The 16,084-nt window shown below is 44.1% G+C and carries 13 protein-coding genes; 10 read left to right on the forward strand and 3 right to left on the reverse strand.

The genetic code is table 11. The annotated features are described in order from the left end of the window. From prpC to HOO90_RS00735, 10 genes are all read left to right on the forward strand, one after another. Entirely contained in the window at positions 1 to 1,161 is a 1,161-nt protein-coding gene (prpC, locus tag HOO90_RS00690) for a 2-methylcitrate synthase (protein ID WP_292838437.1), read from the forward strand. Between the two features lie 34 nt (positions 1,162 to 1,195). Further along, positions 1,196 to 2,656 (forward strand): bifunctional 2-methylcitrate dehydratase/aconitate hydratase, encoded by a 1,461-nt coding sequence (locus HOO90_RS00695; protein ID WP_292838439.1) that lies wholly within the window; start codon positions 1,196 to 1,198, stop codon positions 2,654 to 2,656. 218 nt (positions 2,657 to 2,874) lie between these two features. After that, a complete protein-coding gene (locus HOO90_RS00700) occupies positions 2,875 to 3,051 on the forward strand; it encodes a hypothetical protein (protein WP_292838440.1) in 177 nt (58 codons plus the stop codon). 423 nt (positions 3,052 to 3,474) lie between these two features. Next, positions 3,475 to 4,845 carry an adenylosuccinate lyase gene (gene purB, locus HOO90_RS00705; RefSeq protein WP_292838442.1) on the forward strand — a complete coding sequence of 457 codons (1,371 nt, stop codon included), beginning with the start codon at positions 3,475 to 3,477 and terminating at the stop codon, positions 4,843 to 4,845. Positions 4,846 to 4,921: 76 nt separating this feature from the next. Beyond that, on the forward strand, positions 4,922 to 6,673 hold the full coding sequence (locus HOO90_RS00710; protein WP_292838444.1) for an autotransporter assembly complex family protein: 1,752 nt from the start codon (positions 4,922 to 4,924) through the stop codon (positions 6,671 to 6,673). Positions 6,674 to 6,729: 56 nt separating this feature from the next. Beyond that, on the forward strand, positions 6,730 to 9,885 hold the full coding sequence (locus tag HOO90_RS00715; RefSeq protein WP_292838446.1) for a translocation/assembly module TamB domain-containing protein: 3,156 nt from the start codon (positions 6,730 to 6,732) through the stop codon (positions 9,883 to 9,885). A gap of 20 nt (positions 9,886 to 9,905) precedes the next feature. Then, positions 9,906 to 10,517 (forward strand): hypothetical protein, encoded by a 612-nt coding sequence (locus tag HOO90_RS00720; RefSeq protein WP_292838448.1) that lies wholly within the window; start codon positions 9,906 to 9,908, stop codon positions 10,515 to 10,517. Positions 10,518 to 10,519: 2 nt separating this feature from the next. Beyond that, positions 10,520 to 11,110, forward strand: coding sequence for an NAD(P)H:quinone oxidoreductase (wrbA, locus tag HOO90_RS00725; protein ID WP_292838450.1), 591 nt, complete (start codon positions 10,520 to 10,522; stop codon positions 11,108 to 11,110). 21 nt (positions 11,111 to 11,131) lie between these two features. Beyond that, a complete protein-coding gene (locus HOO90_RS00730; protein ID WP_292838452.1) occupies positions 11,132 to 11,854 on the forward strand; it encodes a DUF2470 domain-containing protein in 723 nt (240 codons plus the stop codon). After that, a complete protein-coding gene (locus HOO90_RS00735; protein ID WP_292838454.1) occupies positions 11,854 to 12,207 on the forward strand; it encodes a DUF2069 domain-containing protein in 354 nt (117 codons plus the stop codon). The genes HOO90_RS00730 and HOO90_RS00735 overlap by 1 nt, the downstream gene beginning before the upstream one ends. A gap of 5 nt (positions 12,208 to 12,212) precedes the next feature. Here the strand turns inward: HOO90_RS00735 and HOO90_RS00740 are convergent, their stop codons facing one another. From HOO90_RS00740 to lpdA, 3 genes are all read right to left on the reverse strand, one after another. Then, on the reverse strand, positions 12,213 to 13,580 hold the full coding sequence (locus HOO90_RS00740; RefSeq protein WP_292838456.1) for an FAD-linked oxidase C-terminal domain-containing protein: 1,368 nt from the start codon (positions 13,578 to 13,580) through the stop codon (positions 12,213 to 12,215). A 14-nt stretch (positions 13,581 to 13,594) separates the two neighbouring features. Beyond that, on the reverse strand, positions 13,595 to 14,170 hold the full coding sequence (locus HOO90_RS00745; protein ID WP_292838458.1) for a hypothetical protein: 576 nt from the start codon (positions 14,168 to 14,170) through the stop codon (positions 13,595 to 13,597). An 84-nt stretch (positions 14,171 to 14,254) separates the two neighbouring features. Continuing rightward, positions 14,255 to 16,027, reverse strand: a complete 1,773-nt coding sequence (gene lpdA, locus HOO90_RS00750) for a dihydrolipoyl dehydrogenase (RefSeq protein ID WP_292838460.1) — start codon at positions 16,025 to 16,027, stop codon at positions 14,255 to 14,257. Positions 16,028 to 16,084: the final 57 nt, after the last annotated feature.

The following is a 16,084-nucleotide window of genomic DNA, read 5'->3' on the forward strand; positions in this document are numbered from 1 at the left end:
ATGACCGCAACCACTCAAACCACTACTGAAGCCCCTAAAAAGAAAAAAGGCGTAGCACTAGCTGGCGTTTCTGCTGGCACAACGGCCATTTGTACCGTCGGCCACACTGGCAATGACTTACACTATCGTGGCTACGATATTATCGAACTCGCTAAAAGCGCGACATTTGAAGAAGTCGCTTACCTGCTGATTCATGGTGAGTTACCTAACAAAACCGAGCTAGCTGCTTATCACGCTAAACTAAAAAAATTACGCGATATTCCTAACGCACTAAAATTGGTGTTGGAGCAAATCCCTAAAAACACCCATCCGATGGATGTGATGCGCACAGGTTGTGCCATGTTGGGCACGCTAGAACCAGAAGTAGCTGACCGCAATACCAAAGCAGCGCAAGATTTAGGTGACAAACTCATTTCCTGTTTCGGTTCAATTTTGCTGTACTGGTATCACTTTAGTCACAACGGCAAACGTGTGAATTTAGAAACTGAGGACAACAGTATTGCAGCACACTTCTTACATGTTTTACACGGCAAAGCACCCAGTCAGTTACACATCGATGCAATGAATACATCGCTCGTGTTATACGCAGAGCATGAATTTAACGCCTCTACGTTCACAGCTCGTGTAATTGCAGGCACATTGTCTGACATGTTCAGCTGTATTACTGGCGCGATTGGAGCCTTGCGTGGCGCTAAACATGGCGGTGCAAATGAAGCGGCAATGGAAATTATCGAACGCTATAAAAATGCCGACGAAGCTGAAGCGGATATTTTAGAGCGCATGGCACGCAAAGAAATCATCATTGGTTTTGGTCACCCTGTGTACACTATTGCCGACCCAAGAAATGAGTCAATCAAAGCAGTTAGCCGCAAGTTATGCGAAGATGCCGGCAATATGAAGCTTTTTGAAATCTCATCTCGCATTGAAGAAGTGATGTGGCGCGAGAAGAAAATGTTCCCAAATCTAGATTGGTACAGCGCATCTAGCTACCACATGATGGGTATTCCTACAGGTATGTTCACGCCGATTTTTGTCATTTCACGTACAACAGGTTGGGTTGCGCATGTAATCGAGCAACGCATTGATAACAAAATAATTCGCCCAAATGCTGAGTACATTGGCCCAGACAATCGCCCTTATGTGCCTTTAGATAAACGTTAATTTTTTAAAATAGTTCAATTATAGAAAGCGTCTCATGTCATCTCACATCTCAAACGTACGCCCTGCGCCAGACCAAGTAATTGTCGATATCGCCAATTATGTGGCTGATTACGAAATCAAATCTGATGAAGCATTCGATACAGCGCGTAACTGCTTAATGGATACACTAGGTTGCGGTTTTGAAGCTTTAGATTACCCAGCTTGTACCAAACTACTCGGCCCAGTGATTGCCGGCACAGTCGTGCCAAACGGTGCAAAAGTACCAGGCACATCTTATCAATTAGATCCAATCTTAGCCGCCTTCAACATCGGTGCGATGATTCGTTGGTTAGACTTTAACGACACATGGCTAGCTGCTGAATGGGGCCATCCATCAGATAACTTAGGTGGCATTTTAGCGGTAGCCGATTACATTTCACGTAAAAACGTGGCAGAAGGTAAAGCAGCACTTACGATTAAAGATGTGCTAACAGCCATGATTAAAGCACATGAAATTCAAGGCGTATTAGCGTTAGAAAACAGCTTTAACCGCGTTGGTTTAGACCATGTTATTTTGGTGAAAATCGCTTCAACAGCGGTTGTAACTAAATTACTTGGCGGTAATAAAGAAGATATCATCAATGCCGTTTCTAACGCATTTGTTGATGGTCAAAGCTTGCGTACTTACCGCCACTCACCAAATACAGGCTCACGTAAATCTTGGGCTGCTGGTGATGCAACCAGCCGCGCAGTGCGTTTGGCTTGGATGACCATGCAAGGTGAAATGGGCTACCCATCAGCATTGACAGCCAAAACATGGGGATTTTACGACGTGCTATTTAAAGGCAATGCGTTTAAATTCCAACGTAGTTACGGCTCATATGTGATGGAGCAAGTGTTGTTTAAAATCTCTTTCCCAGCTGAATTCCACGCACAAACAGCAGTGGAATGCGCAATTCAATTAAATGCACAAATCGGTAGCAAAGTACAAACCATTGAACAAATTGCTGCGATTAATAAAATTGTGATTACAACGCACGAATCAGCCATCCGCATTATTGATAAAACTGGCCCACTGGATAACCCTGCTGACCGTGACCACTGCATTCAATACATGTCTGCGATTGGCTTGTTAAAAGGCAATTTAACTGCGCAGGATTATGAAGATGCAGCTGCGGCTGACCCGCGCATTGATGCAATCCGTGCAAAAATGACTTGTGTAGAAAAAGCACAATACACAACGGATTACCATGACCCAGAAAAACGCTCAATTGCTAACGCCATTCAAGTGTTCTTTAATGATGGTTCAACTTCAGAGAATATTGCTGTTGAATATCCAATCGGCCACCGTCGCCGTCGTGACCAAGGCATTCCAGAACTTGTTAAAAAATTCCAAGTGAATTTAGCCCGTCGATTTGATGCTAAAAAACAAGCAGATATTTTGGCACTTTGTTTAGACCAAGCTAAGTTAGAAGCTACGCCTGTGAATGCGTTTGTGGATATGTTGGTAGCTTAATTAGCCTCAAGCAACAAAATAACGATGCCCTACAAGCCAATATCCACGGGCCCTGCAGGGCATCTTTAGGTACACACTTTGCGTAATCGCAAGCCTGTTAGCATATAGCCTATAAGCATTACTGGCTAACTATATTTAAACACGAGATTAAACCCGTATTGGATACTGGCTACGCTGGCCGACAATATCAGCAGGGCAATCCACGAAGATGTAGAAGAATGCACCTGAATGAAGTAGGGGCAGGTCGTGGCACAACTGTACTTGGTGTTGTAACTGCACGCGGAGTGGTAGTTGACCTCGGTATACTATTCACGATTGGGTTCGGATTAACAACTACCGGAGGTAGTGGAGGTGGAGGCTCTGGAACAAATGGTTGTGGTGTATGGCAAACATAACATGGTGCAGATGTGGGCGGATGTCCGGAAGGCTGCGAATCACAAGCGCCACAAGTGAGTTCAACGGCTCCCGCAAATGGCGAAATAAAAAATAATGCTACGAATACTATGCTGCAAAAGAGTTTTTTTATATCAATCATCCAATTTAAATTACAAGTTCAAATATTTTAACATAGCAAATTTCAAGATTTTTTTTATTTTGTGAAGCGTGTGGCCAGTTTCTAACTCTGGGTTAATATTAAAACGCTACACGGAACTTCCCCTAAATTATTAAGGGCTACAAGCTAGTGTCACAGCAATTCGTTTTTTTAATAGTGTAAACTAGGTCTGCTCGGGAAATCATCTCAAATAAAACCTTTTTGCACATCGACGACTAAGGTAAAATGACGCTTTATTCAATTGCTGTTTTTGAAAGCTCGCACGATGTCACTTACTACGCTTAATGCACTCTCCCCTCTTGATGGTCGCTACCATACTAAACTGGATGCACTACGTCCTTACTTTAGCGAATATGCGCTGATTAAGCATCGCGCTTGGGTAGAAGTAGAATGGCTTAAAGCGTTGTCTGCAGCTAAAGATTTATTAGAAATCGCGCCTTTTAGTGCCGAAACAATCAAAGAGCTTGATGATGTAATTACTAACTTTAGCGAAGCGGATGCATCACAAGTTAAAGCCATTGAAGCACGTACAAACCATGACGTGAAAGCGCTTGAATACTGGCTCAAAGAGAAGTTTGACGGCAATCTTGAAATTAAAAAAGCGAGTGAATTTATTCACTTTGCTTGCACCTCTGAAGACATTAACAACCTTTCACACGGCTTAATGTTAAAAAGTGCACGCGATGCTGTGATGTTGCCATTTTTGGCAGATTTAGTTGCGCGTTTAGCTAAGCTATCACATCAACTAGCTGACCAACCAATGCTGTCACGTACGCATGGTCAAACAGCATCACCTACAACCATGGGTAAAGAGTTAGCAAACGTGGTGTATCGTTTGCAACGTCAACAAAAACAACTTCAAGCCAACGAAATTCTAGGCAAAATCAATGGTGCGGTGGGCAACTTTAACGCACACCTTTCTGCTTACCCTAATTTTGATTGGGTAAGCTTTGCGAAGCGTTTTGTTGAGTCATTAGGTTTAACTTTTAACCCAATGACCATTCAAATTGAGCCGCATGATTACATGGCTGAAATATACGACACGCTCGCTCGCATCAACACGATTTTGATTGATCTTAACCGCGATATTTGGGGTTATATTTCCGTTGGCTACTTTAAACAAAAAGTAAAAGCAGGTGAAATCGGCTCATCTACCATGCCACATAAAGTAAACCCGATTGACTTTGAAAACTCTGAAGGCAACTTAGGCTTAGCGAATGCCGTGTTGCGCCATTTGGCAGAAAAATTACCTATCTCGCGCTGGCAACGTGACCTGACCGATTCAACCGTGTTGCGCAACATGGGCGTGGCATTTGGCTATTCGTTATTAGGTTATGACTCTTGCTTACGTGGTTTAAATAAGCTGGAAATCAACCCAGAAAAATTGGCCCTAGATTTGGATAACAGTTGGGAAGTATTAGCCGAACCCATTCAAACTGTGATGCGCCGTTATGGCATTGAAAACCCATACGAGCAGCTAAAAGAACTCACGCGCGGCAAAGGAGGTATCAACAAAGAATCTTTGCATGTATTTATTAGCGGCTTAAACATACCTGCCGATGCAAAACAAACGCTGCTCGAATTGACACCCGCAGGTTACATTGGCAAGGCCGCGGAGCTAGCACGTACCGTTTAAGGCCATGGTTGCTGTTTAAGCAAATCGCAAGTCAGCCAAACCGCAAGTCAGGCAAACAATCGAAGGTAGCCGAAACTTGAAAAAACTCCTTTTAATTTTTTTATTCATACTCCTTTGGATTCTGCCCGCTCAGGCAGAATCTGGGCGTTACCAAGTTGAAATTTCAGCGCCAACAGAGTTAGACGAATTACTGAAAAATCATTTAGATATGATGAAATGGCGGGACAATCCGCGCATAAACGCCGCCGAATGGCAACGACTTTTCACCATTGCCCCGCAAAACATCAAAGACCTACTCACGACAGTAGGCTATTTTTCACCTAAGATTAGCCCTAGTCTTGAAAATAAAAATGGTGTGTCTATTGCAAAATTTACAGTTGACCCTGGTCAGCCCGTGCTCATCAAATCCGTAGACATCACATTTTCTGGCGATATTACCGAACAGTTAGTAGACATTAAACCCAGCATGCAACGACTGCGCGAAACCTGGCTATTGAAACCTGGCGCGCAATTTCACCAAGGCAATTGGGATTTGGCTAAACGAAGATTATTAACTGATTTATTAGTAGAACGCTACCCAAATGCCAACATTACAAATAGCAAGGCGGAGGTAAACCTTGAAACTCACAGCGTGGCGCTGATGATTGAAGTGCATAGTGGCGCGGCCATTAAATTTGGCAATACCACCATTGAGGGCTTAAAACGTTACCCCGCACGTGTAGTAGAAAATCTAAATCCGATTAAGCCAAACAGCATTTACAACCAATCGGACTTGCTGACGTTTCAAACTCGTCTGCAAGAAAGCGGTTATTTTCAAAGCATAGAAATTACCGCAGATACGCAAAATATCGAAGGCCATAATACGGAAGCTAATGTCGCGCCTGTTCGTGTCAAAGTCGTGGAAAATCGCAGCGTAAAAATGGGTATAGGTGCTGGCTACAGCACAAATACTGGCGCACGCACCCAATTAACCTACGACGATTTAAACATTCTAAACCGCGGTTGGCGGCTCGCAAGTAGCTTAAAAGTTGAGCAAAAAGCGCAATCCATCGGCGGACAGATTCAATTGCCTGTTACGGGCAAAGGCTATCGCGACAGCATGAACGCCAGCCTGAACCGCAGCGCAATTGAAGGGCAAACACTCTCCACAACACAGACTGGGATTAAGCGCGCTTGGGGGCCACGTAAGCGTGAGCAGTATGTTGGCGCAAATTACCTGATAGAACAACAAGATGTGGATGGTGGCGAAACCACAACTAAACATGTCGGTACTTTATCTTATGGCATTACACTGCGCCGCACAGATAACGAGCTTTCACCAACGCGTGGCTACTTATTCAATGCACAATTTTCTGCCGCGCCACTGGATTCACTTTCTAATGGCACATTTTTGCAAAGCTATTTTAAAACGCAGGTCTATTACCCAATATCGCGAAGTACGCAATTAATCGCACGCGCCGAATTAGGTATGGTCAACGGTAAAAATAGTGCGCCTGAGGCTTTTCTTTTTCGCGCGGGCGGCGACCAATCGGTACGTGGCTATGCCTATCAAAGCTTAGGCGTCATAGAAAACGATGCCATTGTAGGTGGTCGCTATCTCGCCACGGGTAGCGTTGAAGTCGTGCAATGGCTTACCAACCAGTGGGGTGCGGCGGTGTTTATTGACATGGGCAACGCAGCGAATCGCGTACAAGATTTAGATCCCGTTTACGGCTACGGCTTGGGCGCACGCTGGAAAAGCCCAATTGGCCCAATTGGTGCAGATATTGCCTACGGTGAAGATACGGGCAAATATCGTCTGCATTTTAATATCGGGGTCGCATTTTAATGTTGCATCGCAATTTTATTTTCCGTTATTTTATTTACAGTCTTTTTGGCTTGCTAATGATTGCATTTACGCCAGCGCGGGGTGAAATGTCAATTAGCTCCAGCACCAGCCTCGACACATTCAATTACGATCTAGACAACCTCCACCTTAAATTAGAAAAATTAGACGCCCACTGGCAGTTTTCGCCATTTGGCGAAGGGCAGCTAACTGTTGAAAAAATGCACGCAAAACGCCTCATCATTACGATTGGCGATGGCACAGCTAGATCAAGCGAAACCGGCTTACCTGAACGCATCAAACCACCCTTCCCTATCAAGCTTCAACAAGCTGAAGTCGCTGAAGTCTTGATTATTAAAAATGGCGAAACCCAAATTTACAGCCACGTTAAATTTGACCTTGATGCTAATGCGAAAACCATCAAACTTAATTCCTTAAGTGCCGATACGCCTTGGGGTAAAGCCGCGGCTACACTTCAAATGGGCGCGTCAAAGCCTTTCCCACTATCTGGTACTATCAGCGTAAAAAAGGCCGAAACCAGCACGCTTAAAAACGCTGCCCCTACGCTCAACTACGATGTAAAATTCGAACTTACAGGCGATTTACAAACCTTAAACTTTGCCAGCACTTCCCTACTAACAAAGCAAAATGGGCAATTTGCGATAAACCAATCGCAGCAAGCCAATGTAATATCTGCCGCCCAAATTAAACTAACTGGCCAGATTGGCTTAACAGGCGATTATCCGCTGTCAGCAACTATCGCAATAAATGAATTGAAACCAGAACGCCTGTTTAACCCTAGTCAGCAGCAGAACTTTCCTGCTTCAAAACTGAATTTCAATCTGACATTACAAGGCAAACTTTTACCCAAGTTAGAATCAACACTACAATTTTCCGCGCAAGACAGTCAGTGGCAAGACCAAGCTTTGATTAGTAATGGCAAGATTTTTATTGAAGATAATCAAATCCGTCATATCGACTTTCAAGCAAATGTTGCCAATAACATCATTAAGGCGAATGGTAGCCTAGGTCAAGCTAACAGCAAACTTAATTGGCAAGCCGATTTAGCAGACCTAAGTAAATTGGGTGCAGGTTATTCTGGTAAAGCCAATGCAAACGGCACAGTCATCGGGGCTTTAGATAATTTAGCACTGCAATTTAATATCATTGCAGAAAAATTAAATCTGCCTGGCGGCTTCAATACTGAAAAACTGGAAGGTCAGGCAACCATTAATGCTGGCGCAAACGGTAAGCTAGACGGCGCATTCAAGGCTAATAATTTGCAGTATGGTAAATATACGCTAAACAATGGCAGCCTCATGCTAACGGGGACTCAAGCAAAGCATCAACTCAGCATTACAGCACAAGACAAGGCCTTTAAATTTAATAGCACTTTTGCAGGTGGCTTAGAACCAGACACGAACCGCTGGCAGGGCTTGTTACAAAGCCTGAACTTGGAGGGTGCTAATCCTATTAAACTAAGTGCACCCGCACCATTCGTTGTGGATAGCAATGGTGTGGCAATAGAAAAGCTTAAACTGCAACTGGCAAATGGTCAGCTAATCATCGATATTTTAAAACTTGGTACGGATGGGTTTTCAAGCATGGGGAGCGCAACCCAAATCGCACTGGAAGATTTACCGCAAACACTTTTTACTTTGCCCACAACCCTGCAAGGTAATCCAGTGTTTTCAGGCAAATGGGATTTGAAAGCGACGGATAGCGTAAACGGTAATTTTAGCTTATGGCGAGAAGCTGGCGATTTCACTTTGACAACGGCAGACGGAAAAAAACAGACATTGGGATTAGAAGAAATTAGCCTGTCAGCCGATTTTCTAAACAATGCTGCCACGGCACAAGTAAAGTTGACTGGTAAAAATATAGGTAGTTTAGAAGCCCAATTTAGCACCGCGCTCACCAAGATTGACTCAAGCTTCGCATTAATCACCAATGCGCCTTTGATGCTGAAAGGAAAGGCTCAATTGCATTCGCTTGCCTGGTTGCCACTTCCACCTCCACTTATGGAGGCTAGTTTTGATGGCGCAATCGACGTGTCTGTGGCTGCCAACGGTACGGTAGGCGAGCCGAATTTAAGTGGCTATGTAAACGGTAAAAATCTGCAGCTCAATCTGCCAACGGAGGGTGTAGATTTCAAAAATGGTCGGCTGGAAGCATCCTTTGAAAACAAACAACTGCTAATTAAAAAAGCCAGCTGGCAGGGTGGTGATGGCACCATCAATATAACAGGCTCAGTCTTGTTCGATAAAAGCAAACCAACGATTGATCTAGATTGGGTGGCGGATAAATTCACAGCCATTTCGCGTGCAGACCGACTACTTACTTTAAACGGTACAGGTAAAACCAGCTTGCTGAATGACATGCTGACGATTTCTGGCAATTTCAGCATTGACAAAGGGCTTGTTGAATTAGCTGATGAGGATACACCAGCACTTGGTGACGATGTGGTGGTGCTAGGACAAACTGAAATCGCACCAGAATCTGCCCTGAGAATTCTACTGAACGGCCTACGCATCGACCTAGGAAAAGACTTTACATTGCGCGGTCGTGGATTAGATGCAGAACTCACGGGAGCACTGACATTTACTGGTTTGACTCAATACAGGCCGCATACAGAAGGCGTTATTCAAGTGAAAAAAGGCACCTATATGGCTTACGGCCAAGTGCTTGCAATTGAGCGCGGCATCATCAACTTTAACGGCACAGTCGATAACCCTGGTCTGAATATTCGCGCAATGCGAAACAGCAAACCAATCAATGCGGGTATAGAAATTACTGGCACGGCATTCATCCCCATTACCAAGCTCGTTTCTGACCCAAGCGTGGCCGATAGCGAGAAATTGTCATGGCTCGTGCTCGGGCACGGCATGGACCAAACCACGAAGAATGATTACGGACTATTATCGCTCGCGGCTGGCGTCTTGCTGTCACAAGGACAATCGGTTCCATTACAAACCCAACTGGCCCGCGCAGCTGGATTGGATGAATTTAGCTTTGCGGGAGGTGATGCCACCAGTGCCTCGGTGGTTTTCGGCAAACGGCTTACCTCGAACCTCTATCTGAGCTACCAAAAAAGCATCAGCGGGCTTTTAGATGTAGCACGGCTTACCTTTAACATTACATCACGCTGGTCGCTACGGGCAGAAGCCGGCACCGAAAGTGCGGTCGATGTGTTGTATACTTTTAGTTTCAAATAAGCAGGCTAAAAAAAACAAAAATGGATAACATCAAATTTTATGCAAAAACCGCCACTGCAGGACTAGTGCGCTGGCTATTGGTATTTTTTGGCGGTATTGTGACCACTCTCATTATTAGTCCAACAATTGCATTAAATGCACCTGAGAATTTTCGTGGAGCACCTTTAGTAATTTTTATTGTTTTCTTTACTTTAATATTTGTCGCCATCTATTTTATTGTTGCTAATAAAATATCGATCAGCTTTATTCTTGGTCGCCTGTTTGATGAAAAATTATCGTCGTTTATCGGCGAAAAATTTTATAACTTACTTTATACTTTCAGTGAAAAGCAGCCAAACTGGCTGCAATCGATTAAAAATGGCGCGTCACTCAAAGACAAACTGCTCGATTCAACTAAGCAAGATAGCAGTTTGAATACAATTCAGCACAAAGTGATTACTTACGGACTGAAAAAAATCAATTTAGACGACATCAATTTCCAACAAGAAAATCTCAATCTATCGCAAGAAGTCACCAACAAGCTTATGCAAAAACTCTCCGAATTAGCAAAACATAGCTACCAACTTTTTTGGATTGTTGTTGGCGTTCAAGTAGTAGGCTTAATTGCGTCATTCGCTTACAAACTTCAATAATTATGTCTGAGATTCTCATTCTTTATTATTCCCAAGGTGGTGCCGTTCGTGAAATGGCGCAGTTGATTGCACGCGGTGTTGAAAGCGTACCGAATATCAAAGCACGCATTCGCACGGTGCCTAAAGTTTCAGCCAACTGTGAAGCAACTGAACCCGACATTCCAAACAGTGGCGACCCTTATGTAGAGCTACGCGATTTAGAAGAATGTATCGGCTTGGTGCTAGGTAGCCCTACGCGCTTTGGCAATATGGCTGCGCCTATAAAGTATTTTTTAGATGGCACTGCTGGCTTATGGCTTAAGAGGGCGCTTATCGGCAAGCCTGCGGCGGTATTCACCAGCTCAGGCTCTATGCATGGCGGCAACGAGACTACTTTACTTACCATGATGTTACCGTTGATGCACCACGGCATGCTAATGGTTGGCCTGCCGTATTCCGAGCCAGAGTTATCGAGTACCCAAACTGGGGGAACACCTTATGGTGCAAGCCATATTGGTGGCGCAATGGATGATAAAGCGATTAGTGCCGATGAACGGAAGTTGTGTTTTGCTTTAGGAAAACGCTTAGCTGAAACAGCATTAAAACTTAAATAATCATATGAAAGTACTAATAAAGTGAGTTTAGCCAAAGAGGCACTACAGTTTTTACGCACCACACAAAGTGGCGTTCTTTCTACTTTTTCTGCAAAGTTTGCAGGCTATCCGTTTGGCTCGGTTGCGCCCTTTGTGTTAGACCATAGCGGGCAACCTGTTATCTTAATCAGCACGATTGCTGAGCATACACAAAACATCATCGCCAACCCTAAAGTATCGTTGCTAGTATTTGCAGGCGATGAAGATTTGCAGGCAAATGCACGCCTCACACTGATTGGTGAAGCAAAGCAAATCAATAAAGAGGATGCCGATTTACGTGCTCGCTACTTACGTTATTTACCACAAGCGGCGGCTTACTTTGATATGCATGATTTTAGTTTTTACCGTATTGAGATTACTCAAGTGCGTTATATCGCCGGCTTTGGCAAAATGGGTTGGATTGCGGGACATAGCATGCCTGCGGCTAACCTTGCAGAAAATGCTCAGCTTGCAGCTCAAGAAACTTCGATTATTGAACATATGAATGCCGACCATGTGCATAGTCTAACTGCATACAGCAAACACTTTCACAATGTCAGTGCGACGCATGCTGAAATGTTAGGGATAGATGCCGATGGTTTTGATGCAAAAGTGAATATTGATGATGGAAAAACGCAAATTTTGAGATTCAACTTTGAGCAGCCAATTCATGATGCACACTCTGCCAGAATGGCATTGGTTGCAATGTCAAAAGCGGCTAAGTGATGCTACAAAAACCTAGTATTCAACAATTACAACTGGGCGCCAGCGTGAGCTTAGTTGCGCTTATCCTACTCTGTTTAGCATGGGAAACTGTACTAGCACCATTTAAACCGACTGGCTCCTTACTCATGCTAAAAACATTACCATTATTATTGCCCTTATTTGGCATTCTAAACGGCAAGCGCTACACCTACAAATGGGCAAGTATGTTTATTTTGTTATATTTTACTGAGGGCGTTGTGCGCGCATGGTCTGATGTTGGTCTTTCAGCCAAACTCGCCTTGGCTGAAGTTGTACTCACGCTGATATTTTTTGGATGTGCTATTTATTTTGCAAAGTTTACCCGCGCAAAATAATTCTCTTAGGGAAACAACTTACCTGGATTCAGAATGTTATTCGGGTCAAACGTTAATTTAACGGCTTTCATTAAATTGATGGTTGTTTCATCAATCTCACGTGAGATAAATGGTCGTTTTGCCATGCCTACACCGTGTTCGCCAGACAGTGTGCCTTGCAGTGAAAGCACCAAGCTGAACACTTCATCCAAGCATTCATAAGCACGTTTCATTTCATCGGCATTGTCTGGATTAACCAATAAATTCACGTGAATATTACCATTGCCTGCATGGCCAAAATTGACATTAGAAATTTTGTATTGCGCGGCTAGCTTCTCTAAGCCCGTTAATAACTTAGGTAGATGCGACACAGGTACAGCAATATCTTCATTGATTTTCTTAGGTGCAATATCTTTAAGTAAAGGCGACAAGGCCTTGCGCGCCGCCCATAAAGCTTTAGTATCTTCCGCTGGCTTTGCCTCGATTAAGCCATCTACTTGACAGGCATGCAAAATAGCTTGCGTGGCTTCAATAATCTCTTGCTGTGCGCCATCCACTTCAATCATCAAATACGCTTTGGCATTTTCAGGTAACAGATTTTTATGGCGTCCACGAATTAGATTCAAGGCGCCGTTATCTAAAAATTCCAAAGCGCTTGGCGTGTAAGGCTGCGCCATAATCGCCGCTATAGCCTTTGCACAGCTATAGGTATCAATAAATTCTGCAGTAATACCGCCTGTATGTTTTGGCAAAGGTGTAAGCTTAAGCGTCGCTTCCACAATCACAGCCAAGGTACCTTCAGAGCCAACCAATAATCGAGTTAAATCGTAGCCAACCACGCCCTTACTGGTGTAACAGCCTGTTTTAATAATGTCGCCATTACCAGTAACCGCCTTTAAGCCAAGCACATGGTCACGTGCAACGCCATATTTCACCGCATGCGGCCCTGCGGCACAAGTCGCTAGATTGCCGCCAATACTACAATAGGCCGCACTTGATGGGTCAGGTGGCCAAAAGAAACCAACGCCTTTAATTGCATCTTGAAGCTCTTGATTTAACACGCCTGGCTCAATAATCGCCATGCGATTATCAGGGTCAACGCTAATGATTTTATTCATGCGCTCTAGCGACAACGCCACACCACCGGCTTCAGGCACACTGCCGCCTGCCGTACCAGTGCCGCGCCCACGCGGAACCACTGGTACTTTATGCGCGTTGCAAAGCTTAATGACCGCTTGCACTTCTTCGACATTCAGCGGAAAAACCACAGCAATAGGCGCATGAAAAATACGCGAATTATCGTAGGCATAAGCATAGCAATCGACAGGGTCTGTATAGACCCTGTCGGGTGGTAAAACAGTTAAAATAGAATTCAAAAAATCCGTATTATCCATGGCTTCATTACTCTTTAAGGATTCGTATTCTCAGCTTTAGCTTTTACAAGCTTATCTTCTGTCAATGCTTTTTCCTGCGCTGCTTTTTCTTCCTCAGCCTTAGCTAAGTCTATTTTTTTTAGCTCTTCTGGTGAAGCTGATTGACCAAGCATAACTTCATTATCTTTATTATTTTTTCTATCAAAAACAAGGTTATCACCCAAAATGACTCTAATCCAATCAGGATAACTATAGGCAGTACCTTTATTATGGTCAATAATTGCACCTATCCCACCTCCAAATAGAATATTGCCAAACATACCCCCATTAGCGCGAGAAATTACCGTAGCAAGACCCGATAGCTCGCCTTCTTTATCGCACTTAACGATTAAATTTTGACCAGAACGATGCACATTTACTGTGCCAGTAGAAGTTGTACTCCATTCCCCGCGCTCATTTTTGGCAACACATTTAGCGCCACTTACGAGTTGGTTACTTTTAGAATATGTTTCAACCTGCACGGGTTGATTGGAGTCCTTAGTGATCGATGCACAACCGCCAAATAAAGTGGCGGCCACAGCTAACGGTATGAATCTATGAAATATTTTCATTATTTTTGCCTTATTAGATTAAAAAAATAGCCAGCTTAACACTAGCTAAGCTGGCTCTACATTGTACACAATTCAAATTAGCTACTAGCGTTTTTTGATGTAAAGATCTGTAATGTTGCCCTCTTTCATCTCCGCTGCAAAACAAACTGTTTCTGAAAGTGTTGGATGGGCATGGATGGTTAAACCTAAATCATGCGCATCAGCGCCCATTTCAATCGCCAACACGGTTTCAGCTAACAGTTCGCCTGCATTCACACCTACAATACCTGCGCCAATCAGGCGATGCGTGTTTTTATCAAAGATTAACTTGGTTGCCCCTTCTGTGCGTGCGATTGAAAGTGCGCGACCACTCGCTGCCCAAGGGAACGAGGCTTTTTCAATTTCAAGACCTTTGGCTTTGGCTTCTGTTTCTGTCACGCCCACCCAAGCCACTTCTGGGTCTGTGTAGGCAACGGATGGAATGACTGACGCGACAAATTCAACCTTTTCACCTGCAATCACTTCTGCAGCTACTTTGCCTTCGTGCGTAGCTTTATGCGCCAACATCGGCTGACCAACAATGTCACCAATCGCAAATATATGGGGCACGTTCGTACGCATTTGCTTATCTACCGCGATAAAACCATAGTCATCAACAGCTACACCAGCATTTTCCGCTCCGATGTTTTTACCGTTAGGACGGCGACCAATCGACACTAGCACACGATCATACACCTCAACGCCTTTAGGCGCATCTGCGTTTCCATTCACACCTTCAAATGTCACATGAATTCCGTCTTTTTTAGGTTCTATGCTAGCCACTTTGGTATTGAGCAATATTGCTTCAAAGCGTTTTTCCATGCGTTTTTGTAGCGGGCGGACTAAATCACGGTCACAACCTTGAATTAAGCCATCAGTAAATTCAACCACACTAACTTTGGAGCCCAGCGCATCATAAACCGTACCCATTTCCAAGCCAATAATACCGCCACCAATCACCAACAGGCGTTTAGGCACATCGGCCAAAGCCAGTGCTCCCGTAGAGTCCATAATACGTTCATCTGCAGCCACAGCTGGGAATTTGGTAGCTTGTGAGCCGGCCGCAATAATCGCGTTGTCGAATGAAATTGTAGTAACTTTGTTCTCAGCCGTAGTCACGGCAATTTGATTCGGGCTGGTAAATTTACCTACGCCTTGAACTACTGTGACGTTGCGCTGTTTAGCCATGGCAGCCAAACCACCAGTAAGTTTCCCTACCACATCATTAGCTTTCCAATTGCGCAACTGCTCTAAATCTACTTGAGGCGCACCAAAGGTAACACCATGATGCGCGGTCTCTTCTGCTTCAGTAATCACTTTAGCTGTGTGCAATAAGGCTTTTGATGGAATACAGCCAACATTGAGGCAAACGCCACCTAAAGTAGAATATCGTTCGATTAGCACCACTTTTTTGCCTAAATCCGCTGCGCGGAAGGCGGCGGTATAGCCGCCAGGACCTGAGCCCAAAACAACTACTTCAGAGTGTAAGTCTGCATTCCCAACATTTACAACCGTGGCTACTGTTGCAACCGCAGGTTTCACTTCAGCCACCACAGCTTCAGCAACAACCTCTTTTTTTACAGAGGCTTCCGCGCTGGCATTAGCTTCAACAAATAAAATCAAACTGTCTTTCGCGACTTTGTCACCCACTTTGACTTTGAGTTCTTTTACCGTACCTGCGATGGAGGATGGAATATCCATAGAAGCTTTGTCTGACTCAACGGTGATAAGCGAATCTTCTTTGGCAATGACATCGCCAGCCTTTACCAATACTTCAATCACATCCACGCTATCGAAATTTCCAATATCTGGCACTAAAACCTCTACTAAATTGCTCATGCTCACCCTTTGCTAAAACCATCGTTATTTATCGTGATTTTATCATCAAAACAGCCC

Source organism: Methylotenera sp. (genome assembly GCF_013141425.1).
Lineage (GTDB): Bacteria > Pseudomonadota > Gammaproteobacteria > Burkholderiales > Methylophilaceae > Methylotenera.